The following is a 20,518-nucleotide window of genomic DNA, read 5'->3' on the forward strand; positions in this document are numbered from 1 at the left end:
AACTTCGAGGCGCCCCGTTCCCTGTGAGCCGATCACTTCGGCCTGCCCACCGTCACATCGTGCTGCTTCCGCACCCCCGCCGAAAGGCCACCGTCCCGCATGCCCGCACAGCTCCAACTCCCGTTCCTCGCAACCGTTCCGACCGCCTCGCGCCGTTCGCAGGCGTTCACCACGCCGAGCGGCCCGGCGGACGTCACCGCCTCGGCGGCAGGGCGGTCGGCGCTGGAGCGCCGCGCCAGGCTCACCGCCAGGCTGGCGAAGCTCGCCGCCGCCGGACACCTCGCACCCCTCGCACGGCAGATCGGCACGCTCGGCGGCTGCGCGCACCCGATCCGCCTCACCGGACACCGCACCCGACTCGACAGCGCGACTGGCGAGATCCTCAACCACTTCGACTCCGGCCAACTCCCGGCGGGCGAACTACTGGTCCGCTGCGGCAATCGCCGCGTCACCCGCTGCCCCGCCTGCTCGACCGTCTACCGGTACGACACCTACCAACTCATCGCCGCCGGACTACGCGGGGGCAAGACCATCCCGGCGAGCGTGGCTGCACACCCGCGCGTGTTCGCCACCCTGACCGCGCCCGGCTTCGGGCCCGTCCACAACCGGCCCGACACCGGCCGCTGCCACTGCGGCCACACCCACACCGATGACGACCCACTCCTCGGCACCCCACTCGACCCGGAGCGCTACGACTACGCGGGCGCGGTGCTGTGGAACGCGCACGCCCCGGCCCTGTGGGCACGCTTCACCACCCACCTGCGCCGCGAAATCGCCAAAGCCGCTGGGCTCACGCAGCGGGCCCTGCGCCACTACGCCACGCTCTCGTACGCCAAGGTCGCCGAGTACCAGAAGCGCGGCCAGGTCCACTTCCACGCCGTCATCCGCCTCGACGGACCCACCGGTCCCGCCAGCACACCACCCGCCTGGGCCACCACCCAACTCCTCGACCACGCCGTACGCGCCGCCGCCACACGCACCCGCGTCCACCACGCAGGTCAGCCGTCCGCCGAGGACGCGCCCGGGGCCTGGGAGACCGGCCGAGGCGGGCGTCCGGTGTTCCACTTCGGTCGGCAGATCGACGTCCGGCCGATCCGCGGCACCGACTTCACTGGGGACGCCCCGGTCACCGACCGGCACGTCGCCGCCTACATCGCCAAGTACGCCACCAAGGGCGCCGAGACCACCACCGGCACCCTCGACCGCCGACTCCGCTTCCTCGCCGAACTCGCCGGCCACGACATCACCGACCACGCCCGCCGAATGATCCACACCGCCTGGAACCTCGCCACCAAACGCGCGCACGCCCACCTCCGCCTGCGCCAATGGGCCCACATGCTCGGCTTCCGAGGCCACTTCTCCACCCGCACCCGCCACTACTCCACCACCCTCGCTCACCTCCGAGCCGAACGCGCCACCTGGCGAACCGGCCGACCCGACACCCAGACCCCCGCCCCAGCGTCGGCGGAGGCACAGGCCGGTCAGACAGGCGGCAGTCCGATCGGTGACCAGGCCGAACACTCCATTGACCTGGCCGCCGGTCACTGTCTCGGTCACGGCAACATCGCCGGTCAGCGCGTGGGCTCGGACACGACGCTGGTCATCTCCCACTGGCATTACGCAGGAACCGGCCTCCTGCCCGAGTTCGCCCACCTCGCCGACCTCCTGGCCGCGACGCGGCGGACCCGACCCGAGCAACCGACCCACACCCGACGCTCGGAACGCTCCAGTGACCGCGCCGGTCACCCGGTCGGTCACTCCACTGATCGGCTGACCAGTGCTGTCCGGGCGGGGGCCGTCGCGTGACCGCCGGCACGGAACTGCTGACGGTTCCCCAGGTCATGGCCCGCCTCCAGCTCGGCCGTTCCGCCGTCTACGACCTGCTCCGGACCCGGCAGCTCGCCTCGATCACCCTCGGCCGCGCCCGCCGCATCCCCACACACGCCCTGACCGACTTCATCCGCACCCGCCTCGAACAGGAAGCCGCCGCCTGATGACCACGCCCCGCGACACCCCCGCCTCCCGCCGCGTGCGCGCCAACGGCGACGGAACCGTCTACCAGCGCAAGGACGGCCGCTGGGAAGCCGCCGGATACGTCCTCGCCCCCGGCAACACCCGCAAGCGCGTCCGCGTCTACGGCACCACCCGCAAGGACGCCCTCGCCAAGCTCACCGAGAAGATCGCCGCCAGCAACCTCGGCCTGCCCGTCGCGGCAGCCGACAGCACCGTCAGCGCATACCTGACGTACTGGCTCAACGGCGTCGCCGTCCACCAGATACGGGAGAACACCCACACCCGCTACTCCGCCTGCGTCCGCCTCCACCTCATCCCCGGCCTCGGGGCCAAGAAGCTCGCCCGGCTTACCGCCCGCGACGTCCGCACCTTCCTCGATGGACTCCGCGCCACCTGCCAGTGCTGCGCCCAGGGAAGGGACACAGCCCGGCGGCAGTGCTGCGCCATCGGCCAGTGCTGCGACAAGCGGCTCTCCCCGCTGACCGTGACCTACGTCCACTCGGTCCTCAAGTCCGCCCTGGAGCACGCCGTCCGCGAAGACGACCTGCCCCGTAACGTCGCCCGGAACGTCAAGACCACCGCACCCCGGCCCAGGCGCTTCCGGCCCCTCACCGCGGCGGAGGCCCGCCAGTTCCTGCAAGCGGCTCGTGCCGACCGGCTGCATGCGCTGTACGAACTCGCTCTGCGCACCGGGCTCCGCAAAGGCGAACTCCTCGGACTGCGCTGGGAAGACCTCGACCTCGATGGCGGCACCGCGAGCGTCCGCCGCTCACTCCAACGCACCCCGAGCGGCGGTCTGACCGCCCTGCCCACCAAGACCCTCGCGTCCGAACGCCGCATCGCCCTACCGACCGAGTGCGTCCACTCGCTGAAGAACCACAGGCAACGTCAGGAAGCAGAACACAAGGTGGCTGGGGTGCGCTGGAAGGACAGCGGGCTCATCTTCGTCACGCCGACCGGCGGACCGATCGACCCGGCCAACATGACCCGGCGCTTCGGCCGTTTCCTCGACCGGGCCGGGCTCCGCCGCATCCGCTTCCACGACCTGCGCCACTCGACCGCGACCCTGCTCCTGGAACAGGGCGTCGACCTCGTCGTGATCAAGGAACTTCTGGGGCACGCCCACATCGGCGTGACGGCCGGCGTCTACGCACACGTCCGAATCCGCCTCCAGCGCCAAGCCATCGACACGCTGAACGGCGCCCTCGGCCCGACCGACGACGGCTCTGACGACCCACCTGACGCAGCCGTCGTCCGCTGACGTTGCCGTCATCGTTGCCGTCAAAACACCGAAGCCCCCTCCGTAACAGCATTGCGGAGGGGGGCTTCGGTTATTCGACCGTAGGGATTGGCCTGCCAATTCCTTACGGCCTAATTGCGCCCGACTTTAATCAATCGAAGCGCAAGGAACTAGCCGCGCGAGGAACTCGTCAAACGACTGCGCTACCCGCCGAGGGACGCGGTCTTCATCAATATACGCGACGGCAGGTTCACCTTCGGGGCCACACTCGGAATAGTCGAGCATTACCGTGTCATGGCCAGCGGAAGGCGTATCGCAAATCACCACACCGATATCCGGATACTCCCACTCGGCAATCAAGTATGAGCTTCCGCGACCGGAAGACGAGTCGATTCCCCAGGTCCCGCCGATTCCTCGAATCCCGCTGATCTCGAAATGATCGTCAGCCCAGGAAGTCGGAAACGACGTGGGGTAGCAGCAGTGTCGCGGGGTACCCCCGTTGCGGAGGAGCAGCACTTCGACGTAGCTGCGGGGAAGGCGCACCCCGAGGTCATCCTCAGCTCGACGGATCATGCCCATGTCGAGCTGAGGCCCGGTGTAGTAGTCGCTATCTTCGAATAGCTCCGTCATCAGAAACCTCCGGTATGCCCGGTGTCAGCATGGATCCGCCTATCGATGAGCTGCATGAGCCCACGATCTTGGTGATGATGCCACGTGTAGCCTGCCGGGGTCGAACGTAGCCCCGCCGCCCGGTTGGCTAGCGTGAAGTCCCTCGATCGACTACCAGTGAGCTGAATTCGAACGTCCGGCACCTGCGGATGGCGCCATGCGGAGAAATCTGGGAATCCATTCGCATCGAACGGGACATTCGTATTTGGATGAGTGCCTCCGGCGAGCTTTCCATTCCGCACCTTCGGCGTGGCGCCATTAGCGCAATCACATGTTGTGGGGTGGCTCTGAACAGCGCCACCGCAATTGTGAACGAGGACCGGAGTCTCGCCCGCCAGCACATAGTACGTGTGCAGGTCGGCGACAGTGAGGTTGTAGACCGTTGCGTTCTCCGCAGTCCAGCGCTGGACTGCAACGACCTGCGCGTAAGTGCCAGCGCTCGTCCGGAGCCGGTCACCCGACGTGAGATCCGTGGCGTCGATCCATTCACCCAGTTCGGGGACCCAAAACGGATGGCCACTCGTTGCTGTGATGACGGCGGTCTTTGCAACCTTGCCACCGTCACCATCGAGGGTGATGCGGACGAGGTTCTTCGCACCCTGCCCCAGGATCTCGGCAGTGACCCTCTCAGGCTTGGTTTCACCTGTCTCGGGGTCCGTAGCCAAGACAGTGTCACCCTTTTGCACGTCCTCGATCGACTCTGTGGTGCCGTCTGCCATAAGGACTTCGGTGTCTGCGATAAAACTGTTACCCGGGCAGAACGCCATTGCGTTCCCCAGTTTTCCGCCAGCAGAGGGCAACCCTGCGCCCCAGCCTCCTCCGGGACCCTCCCCGGGGCCTATTTGAGACAGCGCCGAAAGGAACATGGCACTGGAGGAAACCGACTTGGGGCAACCTCCGCTGACACCTGCGCAAGCATGAAACCGCTGGATTGCCATGAAATGGTGAAAACTTGCGACGTGCTCAGCGTCGTCAGGTGCCGTAATCCATTTCGCTAGGGCAAACTGACCACCGACCTGTTCATCCAACTGCTTGGCCAACTGCATCTTGAACTGCGAGGCACCGGCCCAGCCCTTGGGAACATGGATCCCAGGGAAGACCATCATGTAGCCCTTGTTGATTTCCGGCCCGGTCGGCGCGGTGCTCCAGCCGCTGTTCGTCCACCAGCCGTCGTCGTAGCTGTCTCCGTCGCAGCTATTGCAGCCCCACGACTCGTCATTCAGCGGCTTGTCGGCATCCTTTGATGGGGTGTTGTTTCCGTACTGTGTTCCACCACCGCACTCATCAGGGGTGCGGCAAGCAGCAAGCCCACTGGGATCGGCGAGATTGACAGGATCACCGTTCGCGTACGTGTACCCGTTCATCTGGAGCGGGTCCGTGAGGTCGATGAGCGGGTCCGCCGAGATGAAGCGGCCCGTCGTCGCGTCGTACTCGCGCGCGCCGATGTGCGTGAGGCCCGTGGTCGGGTCGTCGACGCCCGTGCCGACGAAGGTGCGGCGGCCCGGCCAGTTGGTCGGTTCGGTGCCGCGCGGGTTGCCGTAGGGGTCGTAGGCGCGGCGGGTGATGGCCTGGTTGTTGGTCTGTTCGACCGCCGTGGTCGAGGTGTTGTGGTGGTCGGAGAGCAGGACCGTGAGTTTGTGGTCCGTCGTCTTGGTCTTGCCGCCGGTCGTGCGCAGCGTGGTCGGGGCGCCCGCGTGGGTGTAGTAGCGCTGGGCGTCCAGGGCGTCGCCGGCCTGGTTGACGGTGATCTCGGCTTCGCCGAGGTAGAGGGTGCGCGTGGTGCCGTTGTCCTCGATGAGGCGGTTGCCGGACGCGTCGTAGAGGTAGGTGGTGGTGTCGCCCGGCCGCCACTTCTGGCGGTCGCTCTGGTCGCAGCCGGCGAGGGTCAGGTCACGGCCGTCCGTGTAGTCGGCGCCCGGCACCTCGACGCAGGCGCTGGCGAGCTGGCTGAACAGGGAGTTGTCGCCGGGGCGGTGGGTGAACTTCTGTGCGTCGCCGCCGTTGCATGCGGAGAGCACCAGCTTCATGGCGCTGACCGTCGCGCACTTGCCCAGGGCCTTGAGGGTGCCGCCCGACATCTGCCACTGCTGTGCGGCCTTGCCGTGGCACGTGTAGAGCTGGATCGGCGTTCCGTCCGCCGTGGAGGCGCCCTGGACGTCCAGGCACTTCCCCGAGGGGCTGATCAGCGCGCCCTTGCCGTTGGCGAAGCCGGTGGCCTTGGTCAGCTTGTTCCGGCGGTCCCATTCCAGTGCCTGGGCGTCGCCCCCGATGACGCGCTCGGTGGTGTTGCCCGAGGGGTCGTAGCTGTAGCTGGAGGTGGACGCGACCTGTGAGCCGGCCGTCCGGACCGTCGAGTCGGAGCGGGTCATCGTGTGCGGCTGGGCCGTTGTCGGGGCCTGGGTGCCGTTGCCCGGGACCGTCCTGCCGTACGTGTACGTGTGTACGTCGTCCAGCGCGGTGTCGGTGAGGTCGTGGTCGGTGAGCTTGGTGCGGTTGCCGATCGCGTCGAACTCGTACGACTGCCAGTAGCCGCCGCCGTTCACGCCCGTCGAGACCTGGCTGAGAGCCGGTCCCGCGCCCTGGGCGCCGGACGACTTCGGGCAGCCGCTCGTGCCGGTCCACGCCTGGACCAGGCGGCCCATCGGGTCGTAGGCGAAGCACTGCTGATCGATCGCGGTCGCCGACTGCTCGTCCCTGATGGACGTGACGTTGCCGACCGTGTCGTAGCCGTATGTGACGTTCGAGATCAGCGAGTTCGGGATCGCGGCTTCCCGGTGGCTCCCCGTGCTGGAGAGGCGGCCGGTGTTCGCGTCGTAGGCGTTCGTGGTCCAGAGCCGGCGCGGCGCATCTCCGGAGACCGTGCGCAGCACCTCGCCGTAGGGGCTGTAGACCGTGCCGGCGGTGTACCAGGCCAGGCCTGAGGTGGTGAGGGGGACGCCCTCGCCGCTGTAGCGCGTGATCACCTTCTCCGCCGCCAGGCCGCCGGGGGTGGCCGGGAGCGTGACGGACTGGAGCTTGCCGGTCTCGGTGTAGGTGTTGGTGTACGCGTACGTGCCCGCGAGACCCGTGGTGGCGGAGGTGGCCGGGATGGTGATCTTCGAGCCCGTGGGCCGGTACTCGGTGTCGTACCCCGTGACCTCGCTCGTGTACGGCGTGCCGTCGTTGTAGCGGGTGGAGGCGACCGGGAGGCCCTTGGCGCCGGGCAGTGTGTCGTACGTCCAGGACGTGACGAGCGGGCCGGTCTCCGAGTCGTCGCGCAGTTCGGTCGTACGGCCGAGTGCGTCGTAGAGGGTGTACTGGGCGCGGTCGCGGCCGTCCTTGGACCAGATCTGCTGGTCGAGCTCGTTGTAGCCGAAGCTCGACGCACCCATGTCGGGGTCCGCGGAGGCGATCAGCCGGCCCCGGACGTCGTAGGTGTAGGTCCAGTCGTTGCCGTCGTGGTCGGTGACCTTGGCGAGCTTGCCGCGCGGGTCGTACGTGTACCGGGTGTCGACCGCGGCCGGCGCGGGGCCGGTGAGGTTGGTGGTGGTGTAGTGCTGCACGTGGACCGTGCGGCCGAGGGCGTCGGTCGAGGTCCTGACGGCCCGGCTGCCCGACAGCGGCGTGGTGCCGTCCACCGACATGGCGGTACGGGCCAGCGTCCAGTCGCCGCCGTACTGGACGGTGTCGGCGTGCTGGGCGTCGCCCTCGTACATCGTCGTCGTACGCACGGGGCGGCCGAGTCCGTCGTAGGCGGTCTCGGTGGAGTTGGGGACCTCGGAGAGGGAGAGGGGGACGAAGACCTCGGGGGCCGGTTCGCCCTTGGCGAGGTAGCCGTTCCTCGTCTCGCGCACCGTACCGCTGGAGTTGTAGAGCGTGTCGGTGACGATGCGACCGCCGCCGAGCGCCTCCGTCTGGGACTGGCGGGGGCGGAGCAGGCCGTCGTAGAGGACTACGGAGGCGGCGTAGGTGCCGTTGTCCCGCAGCGTGGAGGTGGTGACGGCCGGGACCTTGCTGCTGCTGATCTGGTAGCCGAACGTCACCGACGCGTCCAGCTTGCCCTGGCGTGAGGGCGACCAGACGGCGGTGATCCGGCCGAGGTCGTCGTACGTGCTGGTGGTCTTGCGGTTGTTGGGGTCGACTGCCGACAGGACCGTGCCACGGGCCGGGTCGAGGGTCGAGACGGTCTGGTGGCCCTTGGCGTTGGTCGTGGTGACGTCGAAGGCCGGGCCGGTCGCCGGGCTGTAGGCCGTGGTGCTGGAGTTGCCCTTGGCGTCGGTGACCTTGACCGCGCGGCCGAGCGCGTCGTACTCCGTCCGGGCCGAGGTGATCCAGCCGCTGCCGTCACCGTCGGTCGTGTCGGTCTGGAAGGGCAGGCCCTTCGTCGGAGCGGTACCGAAGGCGTTCAGCGCGTCGTAGGAGGTCCGGACGTCGGAGATGATCGCGTTGCCGGTCGCGAGGGGGGCGACGGCGCAGGAGCCGACGGTGGTACGGACCCGCTGGGGCAGGCCGATGAGGTTCTTGCCCGTGTTGTGGACGTACGTCGGTGTCGTGCAGGACTCGTTGGCCTTGGTGCCGTCCGTGCCGAGCGAGTACGTGTACGTCGTCACGGGGAGTCCGTACGTGTCGTCGTACGTGGTCCTCGTGCTGACGGTGCGCGTGCCCGCGCCGACCGTCTGGATGGCGTCGGTCCGCAGGGTGCCCGTCCGGTGGGCGTTCAGGTCCGGCAGTCCGTTGCCGCGCACGCGGGTGGCTGTCTTCTTCGCGTACGGCCACGTCAGCTGACGGGAGTGCACCGTTCCGCCGGTCTTGGTGTACGTGATCGTCTCGGCGACCCGCCCCTGGTAGGCGGGCAGGTCCTCGCCCAGGGTCTCCGTGCCGGTCGAGTCCTTGACCGTGACGGTCGCGCGGCCGGCGTCGCCCGACATACCGCGGAAGTAGCGGTTCACGGCCTTGGACTGCACTGTGGCGTCCGTGCCACCGGTGTTCGCCGTCTCACCGCGGGTGACCGTCACGCTGCCGTATCCGCGCCACTGACTGTACGTGCGCAGCTCGGGCTTGGAGAACTCGTCGGCGTCCTTCGCCCAGGCGGCGCCGCCCGCCTCGTCGTAGGTGTAGGTGGTGACGACGTCGGGCGCGCGGGTGGCGCGGTCCTTCTCGACGATGCGCTCGACGACGTACTTGTTGAACCACTCCAGCGGCGGCTTCTCCAGGTCGGGATCGGGTGACCAGTGCACCGGGAAGCAGCGGCTCTTGTTGGCCTCGGGGGCGGGGTGCGACGTGCCGACCGGGCACGGGTCGGAGTAGTCGACGTAGATCTCGCCGCCCGTCTCGGTGCGGATGGTCTCCACGCGCAGCCGGTCGAACCCCGGGGTGGTGTCCGAGGCGCTCGTGGCGACACGGTTGGGCATGTCCTCGATGTTGGGGAGGAACGACACCTCCGGCAGCGCGGTGCTCGTCTGCTTGCCGCTCCCGTCCTTCGTGGTGCCGAATCCCGTGCGGGAGATCGACTCGAGCCACAGCGGCGGATGGGTGTCGGTCCGCTGCTTCGGGAACGACTGATGCAGGTTCCACTTGTCGACGAGGGAGAGCGCGGTCGAGCCCGGAGTGCGCTGGCCGTAGGTCGTGACCGAGGTCAGCCTGAGCCGGTCCCAGAACGTCGGCGCACTGACGTAGCACTTGGTGGTGCTGTCCTTGCAGTGCAGCGTGGAGGGGGTGTCCCACCAGGGCTGCTTGTCCCCGTAGTTCTTGGAGTCGAACTCGGCGTCCGAGCAGCTGGTGGTGCCCTCCTTGATGCAGCGCTGGTCGACCGCGAAGACGACCTTGCCGGCGGGGGCGCCTTCGAGGTCGCCCACGCGCAGACCGTAGAGGATCTGGGTGGGGTGACCGCCGCGGACGTACGGCTTCGGCGTGCTGAACTTCTCGTTCTGGGCGTAGTGGTTGGTTTCCCGCGTCCAGTCGATGATCATCGCGTTGCCGTGGACGTCCTCGACGAAGTCGAGGTTCCAGCGCCAGGCCTGCGTACAGGAGGATGCCGCGTAGGTGGCCTGGTGGCAGGGCTCGCCGGTGTGGTTGCCGTAGACGGGGACGGTGAAGGCGGACTTGGTCGGCGCACGGGTGCCGTTCCCGTCGACGTCGTCACGGCCGAAGTGGTAGCGCGTGCCGTCGCGGGTGGTGACCCTCCAGTACTCACCGCTGTATGCGCCGGTCTGCTTGGCCTTGGCGGTGCCGTCCTTCGCGAGGTACTCGACCTTCGCGCCGTCGTCGTTGGCCGGTACCCACTTTCCTGTGGTGTCGTCGCGGACGAGTTCGGTGCTGGAGCCGCCCAGGGACAGGACGAGGTTGTCGCTGGCCCAGCAGAGGTCCGACTTCTTCCTGTCGGTCGCGTTGTCGTTGTTGGGGCTGTTCTTCCGGTCGTCGGAGCAGGAGCGGTAGCGCCGCTCGACGAAGCCGGGGTGGTAGTCCCAGCCGTCACCGATCCAGGACGCCTGGCTGTTGGCGACCGACGTCTTGCCGTCGACGGACTGCGAGGAGTAGGAGAACGCGATCTTCGGGGCGGGGCCCGCCGGCGGCGCGGGAACGGCCAGCGGGTAGCTCCAGGAGAAGCCGCCGCCGCTGCCGCCCGCCGTCCAGGAACCGGACGGGGAGAGGGACGTCGCCCTGTACGATCCGCCCGGTCCCGACGCGGAGTCGCTGGCCGCCAGGACCACCGAGCCGCCACCTGCCTGCGTGGACAGCCCCTGCGTCTGCGCCGCCGCCGGGTCGACGGTCGCCCGCACCGTACCGGTCGCGGGGTCGTTGGTGCTGGGCACCTCCACCGGCGTGGTGCACTCTTCGAGTTCGGGCGTGGTGAGGAAGCACTCGGGAAGCTGCTTCAGCTCCAGGCGGGACGCCCACTCGGTGCCGTAGAGGTCCTCGAAGGTGCTGTAGTCCAGTTCGACGTCGACCGGCGTGGACCCGGTCGCGGGAGGCGTGACCGTGATGATCGCGCCGTCCACTCCCGCGGCCTCGGTGGCTACCCGGGCCTCGACGCTGATGTCCCAACTACCCGAAGGGGCCGGGGGAGCGGGGTCTGCCGCCGTCGGGGTCGCCTGGCCGATCTTCACCGGAAGGTCCTCGACCTGGACGAGCTGATCCCCCGCCTGGTCGAGGCTGACCGTGCCCGCGTCCTGCGGGGGCGGCGTCACGGCGGTGGGGTTGTACTCGGCGGGGGGATCGGCCGGCGCACCCGACCAGCTGGTCAGTTCCTCGATCTTCGCCACGTCGGGCGACGTGGGATCGGTCTTCTGCAGATCGGGCAGCTCGACCGCGTGGGTGCTGGGATCAACCGGGGGAACGGCCCACGCCTGCGCCGGAACGAGCGAGACGGCCAGCAGAGTCGACAGCACGACGCCCGTCCGCCGGGCCGTCGCACCCCATCCGGCGGTCCTCCGTCCGGCGATCTTCCGTCCTCCGCCATGCGCCGGGCGCGGCGCTGCGCGTCGGCCTTCGCGCGCGGGCAGGCGGAACGGACGTCCCTTACCGGACGACGACATGAGACCCCCACTCCCACCGCCGAGCGGACCCAACGGGCCCGTCGCGCAGGGAAAACGACAAATAGCCAGCAGATTGTGCAGGTCACGAGCATGGAAAATCCACATGCAGACCACATGCGTGGCGTCTGTCACGTGATCATTCAGCAGCCATTCATCCGTATTCGGATCAATCACGGATTTTGATCGGGATACCCCACGGGATCCGACCAATGCACCATGCCCGGCTTATGGGTTGACTGTGAATCAGCCGGGGCGAAACACCGGTCGTTATGTTCCGTTCATACCGCACGCGCCCGTTTGGCGCGCACCCGCAACGCGCTGACGTGGGATGTCAGTAGCAGGACACGCCAGTCGGCGCGCAGCGGTTCCACCACGCGCCCTCGAATTCGAGCGGTGACGAGAACGTGAAGATGAGTCATGCTCTGCTGGCACACGTGCGCGCACAGCAGGAATTCCACGGGTCGCTCGACAGTAAGGCGCCCAAGGGGGAAAGGAACTCATGGACGCCTCGACACCACCGGAAACCCCCGGGCAGGCACCCGCCCCCGAAGACGCGCCGGTGAATCCGGACCTGACCGCCGCGGAGAGCAGGAAGGCTCGCCGTCGACGTCGCTACGCCACCCTGTCGGCGGTTCTCGCGGCCGTCGTCGCCCTGCCCCTGGCCGTACACCTCACCCGGGACTCCGCACCCGCCGCACCCCGGGCGGAACGGAAGGATTCCGGATCGCGCCCGCTGGACACAGCCGAGGCTTTGCGCCAGGCGAAGCGGACCGGGAAGGACGTCGAGGTCACCGCCAAGCGGACGGCGCACTCCACCGTGTGGGCGCAGCCCGACGGGCTGATGCGGATGCGGACCTACAGCGACACGATCCGCGCCAAGGTCGACGGCGAGTGGAAGAAGATCGACACGACGCTGAAGCGCGTCAAGGGCGGCTACGCGCCGGCCGCCGTGAACGATCCACTGCTGTTCAGCGCCGGTGACGCGGACGCGACGGGCGGCCCGCACGCGACGGGCGGTACGGACACGGCCCGCAGCATGCACACGACCGGCACGGACACCGCCGACGGCACGGACACGGCCGGCGAGGCGACACGTGCCTCGCGCGCCGTGCGTCGCTCTCCGCTTCCCTCGGCCGTCACCGCCGAAGACGGTCGCGCGTGGAGCGAACTCGTGCGGCTCACCGTCGAGGGCCACGACCTCGTCGTCAGCTGGCCGGGCCCCCTGCCCGCGCCGATCGTCGACGGGCCGAGAGCGCTGTACGAGAACGTACGCCCCGGAATCGACCTGCTCCTGACGGCACGGGACAGCGGCTACTCGCACGTCCTGATCGTCCATACGCCCGAGGCCGCCAAGGACCCTCTGCTCGCCGACCTCGACTACCGCCTGACCTCCCCCACCCTGAAGTTCAAGCTGAACGACGATTCCGACGTCGTCACCGCGATGGACAGCAACGGGCAGGAGATGGCGACCTCACCCACGCCCTACCTGTGGGACTCCGCAGGCGCCGTCAGAACGACCCTCGGAGAGTCGCAGCCGGAGCTCGACCCCGCGCTCGGCGACACCGCCCTGACCCTGCCCGGCCTCGCCGGACCGCAGCCCGGCAGTCACGACAGCGTCCTCGACGCGACCCTCGACACCGACGGCGTCCTCGACCTCGCCGTGAACACCAAGGCGCTCGCCGACCCCGACATGGTGTACCCGGTCTTCATCGACCCGACCTTCAAGGGACGCAAGGCGAACTGGACCCTGCTCTACCAGAAGTACCCCAACTCCAGTTTCCTCAACGGTCAGAACTTCAACGACGGCACCAACGAGGCGCGCGTCGGATACGAAGCCACCACAGGCGGGCTGTCCCGATCCGTCTTCACCTTCAGGGACACACATCTGCTGGACGGCGCCACCGTCAAGGAGTCGTACCTCCGCATTCTGCAGACGTACTCCTGGGGCTGTTCCCCGCGCCAGTACAACGTCCATCTCACGCCCCAGATCTCCTCCACCACGACCTTCAACAACTTCCCTCTCTCCGGCTGGGGTTCTCCCGTCGGTAGCGAGACCAGCGGATGGGGTTACAAGTCCGGCTCATGCCCGGACAGCTGGCGCAAGATCCCCATCGACTCCGCCGTCCAGAAGGCCGCCGCGAGCGGATGGCCGACCATCACCCTCGGTCTGAAGGCCGCGAACGAGGGGGACACCGCCGCCTGGAAGAAGCTCATGGCAAACGGCGAGACCTCGCCGTACATCGAGACCGAGTACAACCACAAGCCGGACGAGCCCCTGCAGTCGAAGATGACGCTGAACGGCCGTACGTGTGTCCTCGGCGCTCCCTTCCCGTCCGTCGGCAAGATCGACCTGACGTTCAAGGTGACCGGCTATGACACCGACAAGGACCTGACGAACATCCACCTGAAGGTGTGGCCCACCGGCGACGTGGCCCACCCCGTCGTCGACAAGAACTACTCACCGTCGAGCGACGGGGTCATCTCCCCCACCATCGATTGGGAGGAGTTCACGAGCGGCACGACCTACTCCTGGTCCGCCCGCACGATCGACAGTGAGGGCGCCGCGTCACACTTCGGCCCGGCGAACACCGGCTTGTACTGCCAGTTCACCGTCGACAACAACGTCCCGAGCAGCCCTGTCGTCTCCTCTGCCGACGGACGCTTTCCCCCCATGGGCGACAAGAGTGACCAGTGGAGCACCGTCGAGCTGGGCGTCGGGGGCCAGTTCACGTTCGCGACCGCCCCGGACGGCGAAGCCAAGGACACGAGCGTCGTCGGCTACGAGTACAACTTCAACAGCACCAACTACACGGCCTACCCCCGCCTGACCACCACGCAGGGAGCGGCGGTCACCAAGTCCCTCACACCGCCCATGGCAGGAATCAACATCCTGCACGTGTGGGCCGTCGACGGGGCCGACAACCGCTCCCGGGCGGCCTCGTACGGAATCCTCGTCACCCCGCGCAAGGTCATCGACCCTCCTGGTGACGTCAGCGGCGACGGCACCCCCGACCTCCTGGCCGTCGGACCCGCCGGCGAGCTGCGCCACTACCCCGCGCTGCCGGGAGGCGATGTCCACGTCGCCATGGGTGGCGCCTACAACACCGCCGGGGATCTCGGGGACGGCTACTGGACGGACACCACCGGCCAGAAGCCCGCTCTCATCAGCCACGCCACCGACTGGTTCCCGGGCGACGGCATCAACGACCTCGTCGCCCGTATGCCGGACGGCAGGATGTACGTCTACCCCGGTGACGGATACGGAAGCTTCAACACCGACGCACGCATCGCCCTCCTGCTCCCCACCGGAGCACCGGACCCCTCGACGCTCACCCAGGTCAAGGTCACCGGGGACATCACCGGCGACGGGCTGCCCGACATGCTCGCCCGCGCCGGCGTCCAGCTCTGGGCCTTCACGGGGTACACCGGCGGCAGCTTCGCCGAGGCCCGGCTCCTGGCGGACGGCGGCTGGGACACCCGCGACGTGGTCACCGCCGGGGACATCACCGGCGACGGCGTCGCCGACCTCCTCTTCCGTGGGGAGGAGACGGGGCGCGGGCTCCTGCTCCGCCACGGCAAGGCGGCCGCGGGCGGTGGCGTCGACCTGAACTCCCTCGCGCTGGCGGCGAGCTCCGGCACCGGGCGGGACGAGGTCTACGGGACCACCGGCTGGAGCCGGACGAACATCCCCATGATCATGGGTACCGCCGACGCCAGTGGCGACGGGATTCCCGACCTGTGGACGGCAAAGGCGGACGGCACCCTGCGGTTCTACCTCGGGGGCCGCTCCGTGCACGGAGCCTCGACCCTGGTCGGCGAGAGTTCGTGGAACACCCTGCTCACGCTGGGGTGAGCGGGGCCGCTCGACGCGTGCATCGCCCTCGGACCCGGTCTGGAGTCCGAGGGCGACGCCCTGTCCGACGCAGGGGACAACGCCCGGTACGGGGTGCCGGTACGGACCTCCGCACGGGGTGCCGGTACGGGGCGCCGCACGGGGTGCCGGGTACGGGGTGCCGTGCCGTACCGGGCCTCCGCACGGGACGTCCGCACGGCGCGCCGATACGGTCTGCACGGACGGGCCGGCGGTACGGGCCCGCGGTACGGGCCGCACGCGCGGGAAGCCCGTACGGGTGGCCGTCCGCCTCTCCGGCCCCGGGACCCCGCCCTTCGTCCGCATCGCGAGACACCCGTCACCGGGGGAATGACAGGCACAAACACCCGGTTTACGCATGTCATGCCGTCAACCTCCGCCGAGCGCGCCGAAGCCACCGCCCCCGCGGCGCCGTCCACGCCCACCCGCATGCCGCTGGCCGTCTACATCCTCGGCCTCTCCGTCTTCGCGCTCGGCACGAGCGAGTTCATGCTCTCCGGCCTCCTCCCACCCATCGCCGACGACATGAACGTCTCCATACCCCGCGCCGGCCTGCTGATCTCGGCCTTCGCGATCGGCATGGTGGTCGGCGCCCCGCTGCTCGCCGTCGCGACCCTCCGGCTCCCCCGCAAGACGACCCTGATCGCCCTGATCACCGTCTTCGGCCTCGGCCAGGTCGCCGGTGCGCTGGCCCCGAACTACGCGGTGCTCTTCGCCTCGCGCGTCGTGAGCGCGCTCGCCTGCGCGGGCTTCTGGGCCGTCGGCGCGGCCGTCGCCATCGCGATGGTCCCCGTCGGCTCCCGCGCCCGCGCCATGGCGGTCATGATCGGCGGCCTCTCGATCGCCAACGTCCTCGGCGTCCCCGCGGGCGCCTTCCTCGGCGAGCACCTCGGCTGGCGCGCCGCGTTCTGGGCGGTCGGTGTGGCCTCGGCCGTCGCGCTCGTCGGCGTGGTGACCCTCATCCCGCACATCCCGCTCCCGGAGACCAGGCCCCGCCTCAAGGGAGAGCTGGCGATCTACCGCGACCGGCAGGTCCTGCTCGCGATCGTGATCACCGCGCTCGCCGCGGGCGGCGTCTTCTGCGCCTTCTCGTACCTCGCCCCGGTCATCACGGACGTCGCCGGGATCGACACCCGCTGGGTCTCCGCGATCCTGGGCCTCTTCGGCATCGGCGCGCTGATCGGTACGACGATCGGCGGCCGGGTCGCCGACGCGCACCTCTTCGGGGTCCTGCTCAGCGGCATCACGGCCTCCTCCGTCTTCCTGGTCGCCCTGGCCCTCTTCGCCTCCAGCCCGGTCGCCGTGATCGCCCTCTCCTTCCTCCTGGGCGTCTCGGCCTTCTACACCGCGCCCGCCCTCAACGCCCGCATGTTCAACGTCGCCGGCGCAGCCCCGACCCTGGCCGGCGCCACGACGACGGCGGCCTTCAACCTCGGCAACACGGCCGGCCCCTGGCTGGGCGGCACCACGATCGACGCCGGCCTCGGCTTCGCCTCGACGGCCTGGGCGGGCGCGGCGATGACGGTGGTGGCCCTGGGCGCGGTCACGGTCTCCCTCCGCCTGAGCCGCCGTACGACGCCCAGCCGTGTCGTCGCCTCGTCCCCCGCCCGCCAGGACGACCTCGTCGCCTGCCGCACGTCCGACTGACCTCCCCGCCCCGCCCCACGGGCGCCTGGGGCGCTGCCGGCGCGGGCTGCGCACCCCGCCAGGACGATCAGCGTTGCTCGCCCAGCGTGGCAAGCAGGTGCGCGAGGACGGGGGCGGGCGGGAACGGGATGTCGGCGCTCGCGCAGAGCGAGACCACGTCCCGCGGCTGCTTCCGGAAGGCGGCGCGCAGTTCCAGTCGGCAGACCACCGGCTCGTGGGCCGCGAGCGCGCGGAGGAAGGACACGACGGCGTGCCGTTCCGAGGCGGGGTGGCCGGTCAGCATCTGACCGACGACCTGAGCGGGTTGGAACCGGACCGAGCGGGCCCAGGCCTGGGCCGCCTTGTCCGCGTTACGGGTGTAGTTGCGGATCAGCACCGACTTCAGGTGCAGGAAGCCGCTGCGGAGACTCGCCTGCCCCTCCGACGAGGAGGCGGTCAGCGGTGTGAGGTCGTCCTCGTGCTGCACCTCGAACCACCACTCGTGAAGGGAGCCGGCGGACCTGGTGACCCCGTCCGAGCCTGATGCCAGCTCGGTCAGGTCGTGGTCGACACCGGCTTCCCGCAGGACCGACCTGGCGTCGGGGTGCGCCAGGAGAAGCCCGACCGGACATCCGAGCAGCAGATCGGAGTCGTAGGAGTCCTGCCGGTCCAGGAGCAGCACCGCGACCAGCCAGTCGCCACTGAAGATGGCGGACCCGGAGCTTCCGGCCCACAGCGAGCTGCCGGGGACGGCGATCCGGGGCACGGCGCTGCCTCTGACGTGGAGCGCGTACGCACCCCCTTTGATACCGGTCAGCGTCTCGATCTGTCCGCGGATCTCCTTGGTGTCCCGCCGGCCGTTCCCGGATGCCTCCGCGGCGGCGAACCCGGCGCCGAGGAAGCCGAACCGGTGGCCGGTTCGCGGCTGCCCCCACCGGACCGGCGCCCCGGCAGCGGGTGCCGCGCCCGTCACCTCGGCCAGAACGATGTCGGTCGCGTTGTCGGGTCCGGTCCGGAACGCGCCACGCCAGAGCGCATGACCGGTCAGCCACTCTTCGCGGCTGCCGAGGAACCGGACCTGTACCTCGTCCGGGCGCTCCGCAGCCGCGGCGCCCTGGTGGTCGACGGTGAGGACCAGCCGGTCCGAGATGCGGTACCCGCTGCAGAACTCGCCCGCGGACGGCCACCACACTTCGGCGAGCCGGGCCGGTTCAGGCGGTGCAGAGGTCACCGTGGCCGATCGATGACGGGGTCGGACACGTCCACCGGCTTGCCGTCACGGCCCACGAGGTCGAACGTGACCTGGACGCGGTTCAGCCGCTCGCTGCTGACACCGCCGCCGGCCTCCACGCCGGCGGAGAGCACGTTGACCCGTACCTTCCCCTGGCCCTCGCGCCGGACGGCGAGAGAGAACTCCAACTCGACCTTGCCACCACCGAACCGCACCGGTGAGTCCTGTCCCGCGGACATCGCCGTGCGAATCTCCTCACGCACCGCCGTAATGGCGTCGGAGAGGTCAACCCAGGCCTCATTCATGGGCAGAGCGTAGCCACGGTGTACCGGATGAGTCAGGGAAAGCCGCACATTCGACGCAGCGCGGGCGGGCCGGAGCGTCCTACTCCACGTCGTGGCGCGGCAGTTCGGTCGCGTCCGGCGTACGCCTCGGGAACTTCGGCCGGCGCAGCCCCGCCTCCGTGATCAGGCGTACGAGTTCCTTCGAGCCGACCTCGACCGCGCCCGCCGCCACCGCGGACGCGTAGCGCTCCGAGGGGATGTCGTAGTGGTCGCGCTCGAAGGCGCGGGGCGGGGCGCCGATCTCGGCGGCGAAGGCGTGGAGTTCCTCGTGCGAGACGTCGCTCACCAGGTGCGACCACATGCGGCCGTGGCCCGGCCAGGTCGGCGGGTCGATGTAGAGGGTCACCTCAGGCCGCCCACCGGGGCGACCACGACCCCCGCCTTGCCGCAGACCCAGTGCGGGTCCGGGCCTAGCTCGGGTTCGACGTCCAGGGCGTGCGGGTCGCCCGAGGAGCAGACCGGGCACAGCGGCCAGCGGCCGTACTTGTCCAGGAGGGAGTCCTGGACGTCCTGGGCGATGAGCCCGGCGACGTAGGTCATGCCCTCGGGCCACTGCTCGACCCACCAGCGCCGGTGGGTGACGGCGTCCTCCACCATCGACACGACCTCGGCCGCGGCCACGTCGCGTGCCGCCAGATCGGCGAGGACCAGGGCGCGGGCGGCGTGCAGTGCCTGCTCCAGCGGGTCGATGTCATCCATGAACACATTGTCACCCGCCCGGCCTCAGGGACGAAGGCCCTGCCCGCATCCGGGGGCCGTCCGGGATCCGTCCGGGGTCCGCCCCAGGCGCCGTCCGGGATCCGTCCGGGGTCCGCCCCAGGCGCCGTCCGGGATCCGTCCGGGGATCCGTCCGGGGCCCGCCCCCGGGGGCCCTCCCGGGGTCTCTTTCCGGGAGGTCCGCCCCGGGGGCGCCTTCCGGGTCCGTCCAGGGCCGACGGGGTCTTGACGCCCCCTGTGCCCGAAAATATCTTTCAGGTGTGACCAGTGACGTGAAGGAAAGTTTCAGCGGCCAGGTGCCCCCGCCCGGGACGCCTCCCTCCGCCGCGTCCGGCGCCGGGTCGGGCGCCGCGTCCGGTGCCGGGTCCGGCCGTGAGGCGCCGCCCTCCCCCGGAGCCTCCACCGCGCGGGAGGTGCCCGCACCCGCCGCCCTCGCGGCCAAGGTGCGTACCCTCGCGCCCTCCATGACCCGCTCCATGCAGCGGGTCGCCGAAGCCGTCGCCGGCGACCCGGCCGGCTGCGCCGCCCTCACCGTCACCGGCCTCGCCGAGCTCACCGGCACCAGCGAGGCGACGGTCGTCCGCACCGCCCGCCTCCTCGGCTACCCCGGCTACCGGGACCTCCGCCTCGCCCTCGCCGGACTCGCCGCCCAGCAGCAGTCCGGCCGCGCGCCCGCCGTCACCGCCGACATCGCCGTCGACGACCCGGTGGCCGACGTCGTCGCCAAGCTCGCCTACGACGAGCAGCAGACGCTCGCCGACACCGCCGCCGGCCTGGACACCGTCCAGCTCGGCGCCGCCGTCGCCGCACTCGCCGCCGCCCGCCGCATCGACATCTACGGCATCGGCGCGTCCGGGCTCGTCGCCCAGGACCTCGGCCAGAAGCTCCTCCGCATCGGCCTGATCGCGCACGCGCACAGCGACCCGCACCTCGCCGTCACCAACGCCGTACAGCTCCGCTCCGGCGATGTCGCCATCGCCATCACCCACTCCGGCTCGACCGGCGACGTCATAGAACCGCTCCGCGTCGCCTTCGACCACGGCGCCACCACCGTCGCGATCACCGGCCGCCCCGACGGGCCCGTCTCGCAGTACGCCGACCACATCCTCACCACCTCCACGGCCCGCGAGAGCGAGCTGCGCCCGGCGGCCATGTCGTCCCGTACCAGCCAGCTCCTGGTCGTGGACTGCCTGTTCACCTGCGTCACCCAACGTACGTACGAGACGGCGGCCCCTGCCCTCGCGGCCTCGTACGAAGCCCTGGCCCACCGCCACTCGCCCCGCACCCGGTAAC

Annotated in this window: 12 protein-coding genes; 6 read left to right on the forward strand and 6 right to left on the reverse strand. The window is 69.8% G+C overall.

What is annotated here, in order from left to right; translation table 11 throughout:
• Nucleotides 1-99: 99 nt before the first annotated feature.
• Genes ACFUJR_RS02350 through ACFUJR_RS02360 form a run of 3 tightly spaced genes read left to right on the forward strand, consistent with a single transcriptional unit; the run spans nt 100 to nt 3,274 of the window.
• A complete protein-coding gene (locus tag ACFUJR_RS02350) occupies nt 100-1,806 on the forward strand; it encodes a replication initiator (protein ID WP_383164667.1) in 1,707 nt (568 codons plus the stop codon).
• Nucleotides 1,803-1,994, forward strand: a complete 192-nt coding sequence (locus tag ACFUJR_RS02355) for a helix-turn-helix domain-containing protein (protein ID WP_383164664.1) — start codon at nt 1,803-1,805, stop codon at nt 1,992-1,994. Before ACFUJR_RS02350 ends, ACFUJR_RS02355 begins: the two co-directional genes overlap by 4 nt.
• Nucleotides 1,994-3,274, forward strand: coding sequence for a tyrosine-type recombinase/integrase (locus ACFUJR_RS02360; RefSeq protein WP_383164661.1), 1,281 nt, complete (start codon nt 1,994-1,996; stop codon nt 3,272-3,274). The genes ACFUJR_RS02355 and ACFUJR_RS02360 overlap by 1 nt, the downstream gene beginning before the upstream one ends.
• 126 nt (nt 3,275-3,400) lie before the next feature.
• Here ACFUJR_RS02360 and ACFUJR_RS02365 read toward each other — a convergent pair whose 3' ends face one another.
• Both ACFUJR_RS02365 and ACFUJR_RS02370 read right to left on the reverse strand, forming a co-directional pair.
• Nucleotides 3,401-3,883, reverse strand: a complete 483-nt coding sequence (locus ACFUJR_RS02365) for an SMI1/KNR4 family protein (protein ID WP_383164658.1) — start codon at nt 3,881-3,883, stop codon at nt 3,401-3,403.
• Nucleotides 3,883-11,289, reverse strand: coding sequence for a polymorphic toxin-type HINT domain-containing protein (locus tag ACFUJR_RS02370; RefSeq protein ID WP_383164655.1), 7,407 nt, complete (start codon nt 11,287-11,289; stop codon nt 3,883-3,885). The genes ACFUJR_RS02365 and ACFUJR_RS02370 overlap by 1 nt, the downstream gene beginning before the upstream one ends.
• Before the next feature lie 646 nt (nt 11,290-11,935).
• On the opposite strand from ACFUJR_RS02370, the gene ACFUJR_RS02375 reads away from it, so the two are divergent.
• Together ACFUJR_RS02375 and ACFUJR_RS02380 are read left to right on the forward strand one after the other, a co-directional pair.
• A complete protein-coding gene (locus tag ACFUJR_RS02375) occupies nt 11,936-15,289 on the forward strand; it encodes an FG-GAP-like repeat-containing protein (protein WP_383164652.1) in 3,354 nt (1,117 codons plus the stop codon).
• Between the two features lie 447 nt (nt 15,290-15,736).
• Complete coding sequence (locus ACFUJR_RS02380) at nt 15,737-16,954, forward strand: Cmx/CmrA family chloramphenicol efflux MFS transporter (protein ID WP_383164786.1); 1,218 nt, start codon at nt 15,737-15,739, stop codon at nt 16,952-16,954.
• A 67-nt stretch (nt 16,955-17,021) separates the two neighbouring features.
• Here ACFUJR_RS02380 and ACFUJR_RS02385 read toward each other — a convergent pair whose 3' ends face one another.
• The 4 genes from ACFUJR_RS02385 to ACFUJR_RS02400 form a co-directional block, all read right to left on the reverse strand.
• Nucleotides 17,022-18,164 carry a hypothetical protein gene (locus tag ACFUJR_RS02385; RefSeq protein ID WP_383164649.1) on the reverse strand — a complete coding sequence of 381 codons (1,143 nt, stop codon included), beginning with the start codon at nt 18,162-18,164 and terminating at the stop codon, nt 17,022-17,024.
• A complete protein-coding gene (locus tag ACFUJR_RS02390) occupies nt 18,161-18,469 on the reverse strand; it encodes a trypco2 family protein (protein ID WP_383164646.1) in 309 nt (102 codons plus the stop codon). Before ACFUJR_RS02390 ends, ACFUJR_RS02385 begins: the two co-directional genes overlap by 4 nt.
• 79 nt (nt 18,470-18,548) lie before the next feature.
• Nucleotides 18,549-18,854 (reverse strand): DUF4031 domain-containing protein, encoded by a 306-nt coding sequence (locus ACFUJR_RS02395; protein ID WP_383164643.1) that lies wholly within the window; start codon nt 18,852-18,854, stop codon nt 18,549-18,551.
• Nucleotides 18,851-19,207 (reverse strand): hypothetical protein, encoded by a 357-nt coding sequence (locus ACFUJR_RS02400; RefSeq protein ID WP_383164640.1) that lies wholly within the window; start codon nt 19,205-19,207, stop codon nt 18,851-18,853. The genes ACFUJR_RS02395 and ACFUJR_RS02400 overlap by 4 nt, the downstream gene beginning before the upstream one ends.
• A 431-nt stretch (nt 19,208-19,638) precedes the next feature.
• Here ACFUJR_RS02400 and ACFUJR_RS02405 point away from each other — a divergent pair, with 431 nt between their 5' ends.
• Complete coding sequence (locus ACFUJR_RS02405; RefSeq protein WP_383164783.1) at nt 19,639-20,517, forward strand: MurR/RpiR family transcriptional regulator; 879 nt, start codon at nt 19,639-19,641, stop codon at nt 20,515-20,517.
• Nucleotide 20,518: the final 1 nt, after the last annotated feature.

Source organism: Streptomyces sp. NPDC057271 (assembly GCF_042668715.1).
Taxonomy (GTDB): domain Bacteria; phylum Actinomycetota; class Actinomycetes; order Streptomycetales; family Streptomycetaceae; genus Streptomyces.

Coding starts and splice junctions, on each gene's coding strand:
- ACFUJR_RS02400 (WP_383164640.1), bottom strand. CDS start 19,207: ATGGATGACATCGACCCGCTGGAGCAGGCACTGCACGCCGCCCGCGCC.
- ACFUJR_RS02375 (WP_383164652.1), top strand. CDS start 11,936: ATGGACGCCTCGACACCACCGGAAACCCCCGGGCAGGCACCCGCCCCC.
- ACFUJR_RS02380 (WP_383164786.1), top strand. CDS start 15,737: ATGCCGCTGGCCGTCTACATCCTCGGCCTCTCCGTCTTCGCGCTCGGC.
- ACFUJR_RS02365 (WP_383164658.1), bottom strand. CDS start 3,883: ATGACGGAGCTATTCGAAGATAGCGACTACTACACCGGGCCTCAGCTC.
- ACFUJR_RS02350 (WP_383164667.1), top strand. CDS start 100: ATGCCCGCACAGCTCCAACTCCCGTTCCTCGCAACCGTTCCGACCGCC.
- ACFUJR_RS02390 (WP_383164646.1), bottom strand. CDS start 18,469: ATGAATGAGGCCTGGGTTGACCTCTCCGACGCCATTACGGCGGTGCGT.
- ACFUJR_RS02360 (WP_383164661.1), top strand. CDS start 1,994: ATGACCACGCCCCGCGACACCCCCGCCTCCCGCCGCGTGCGCGCCAAC.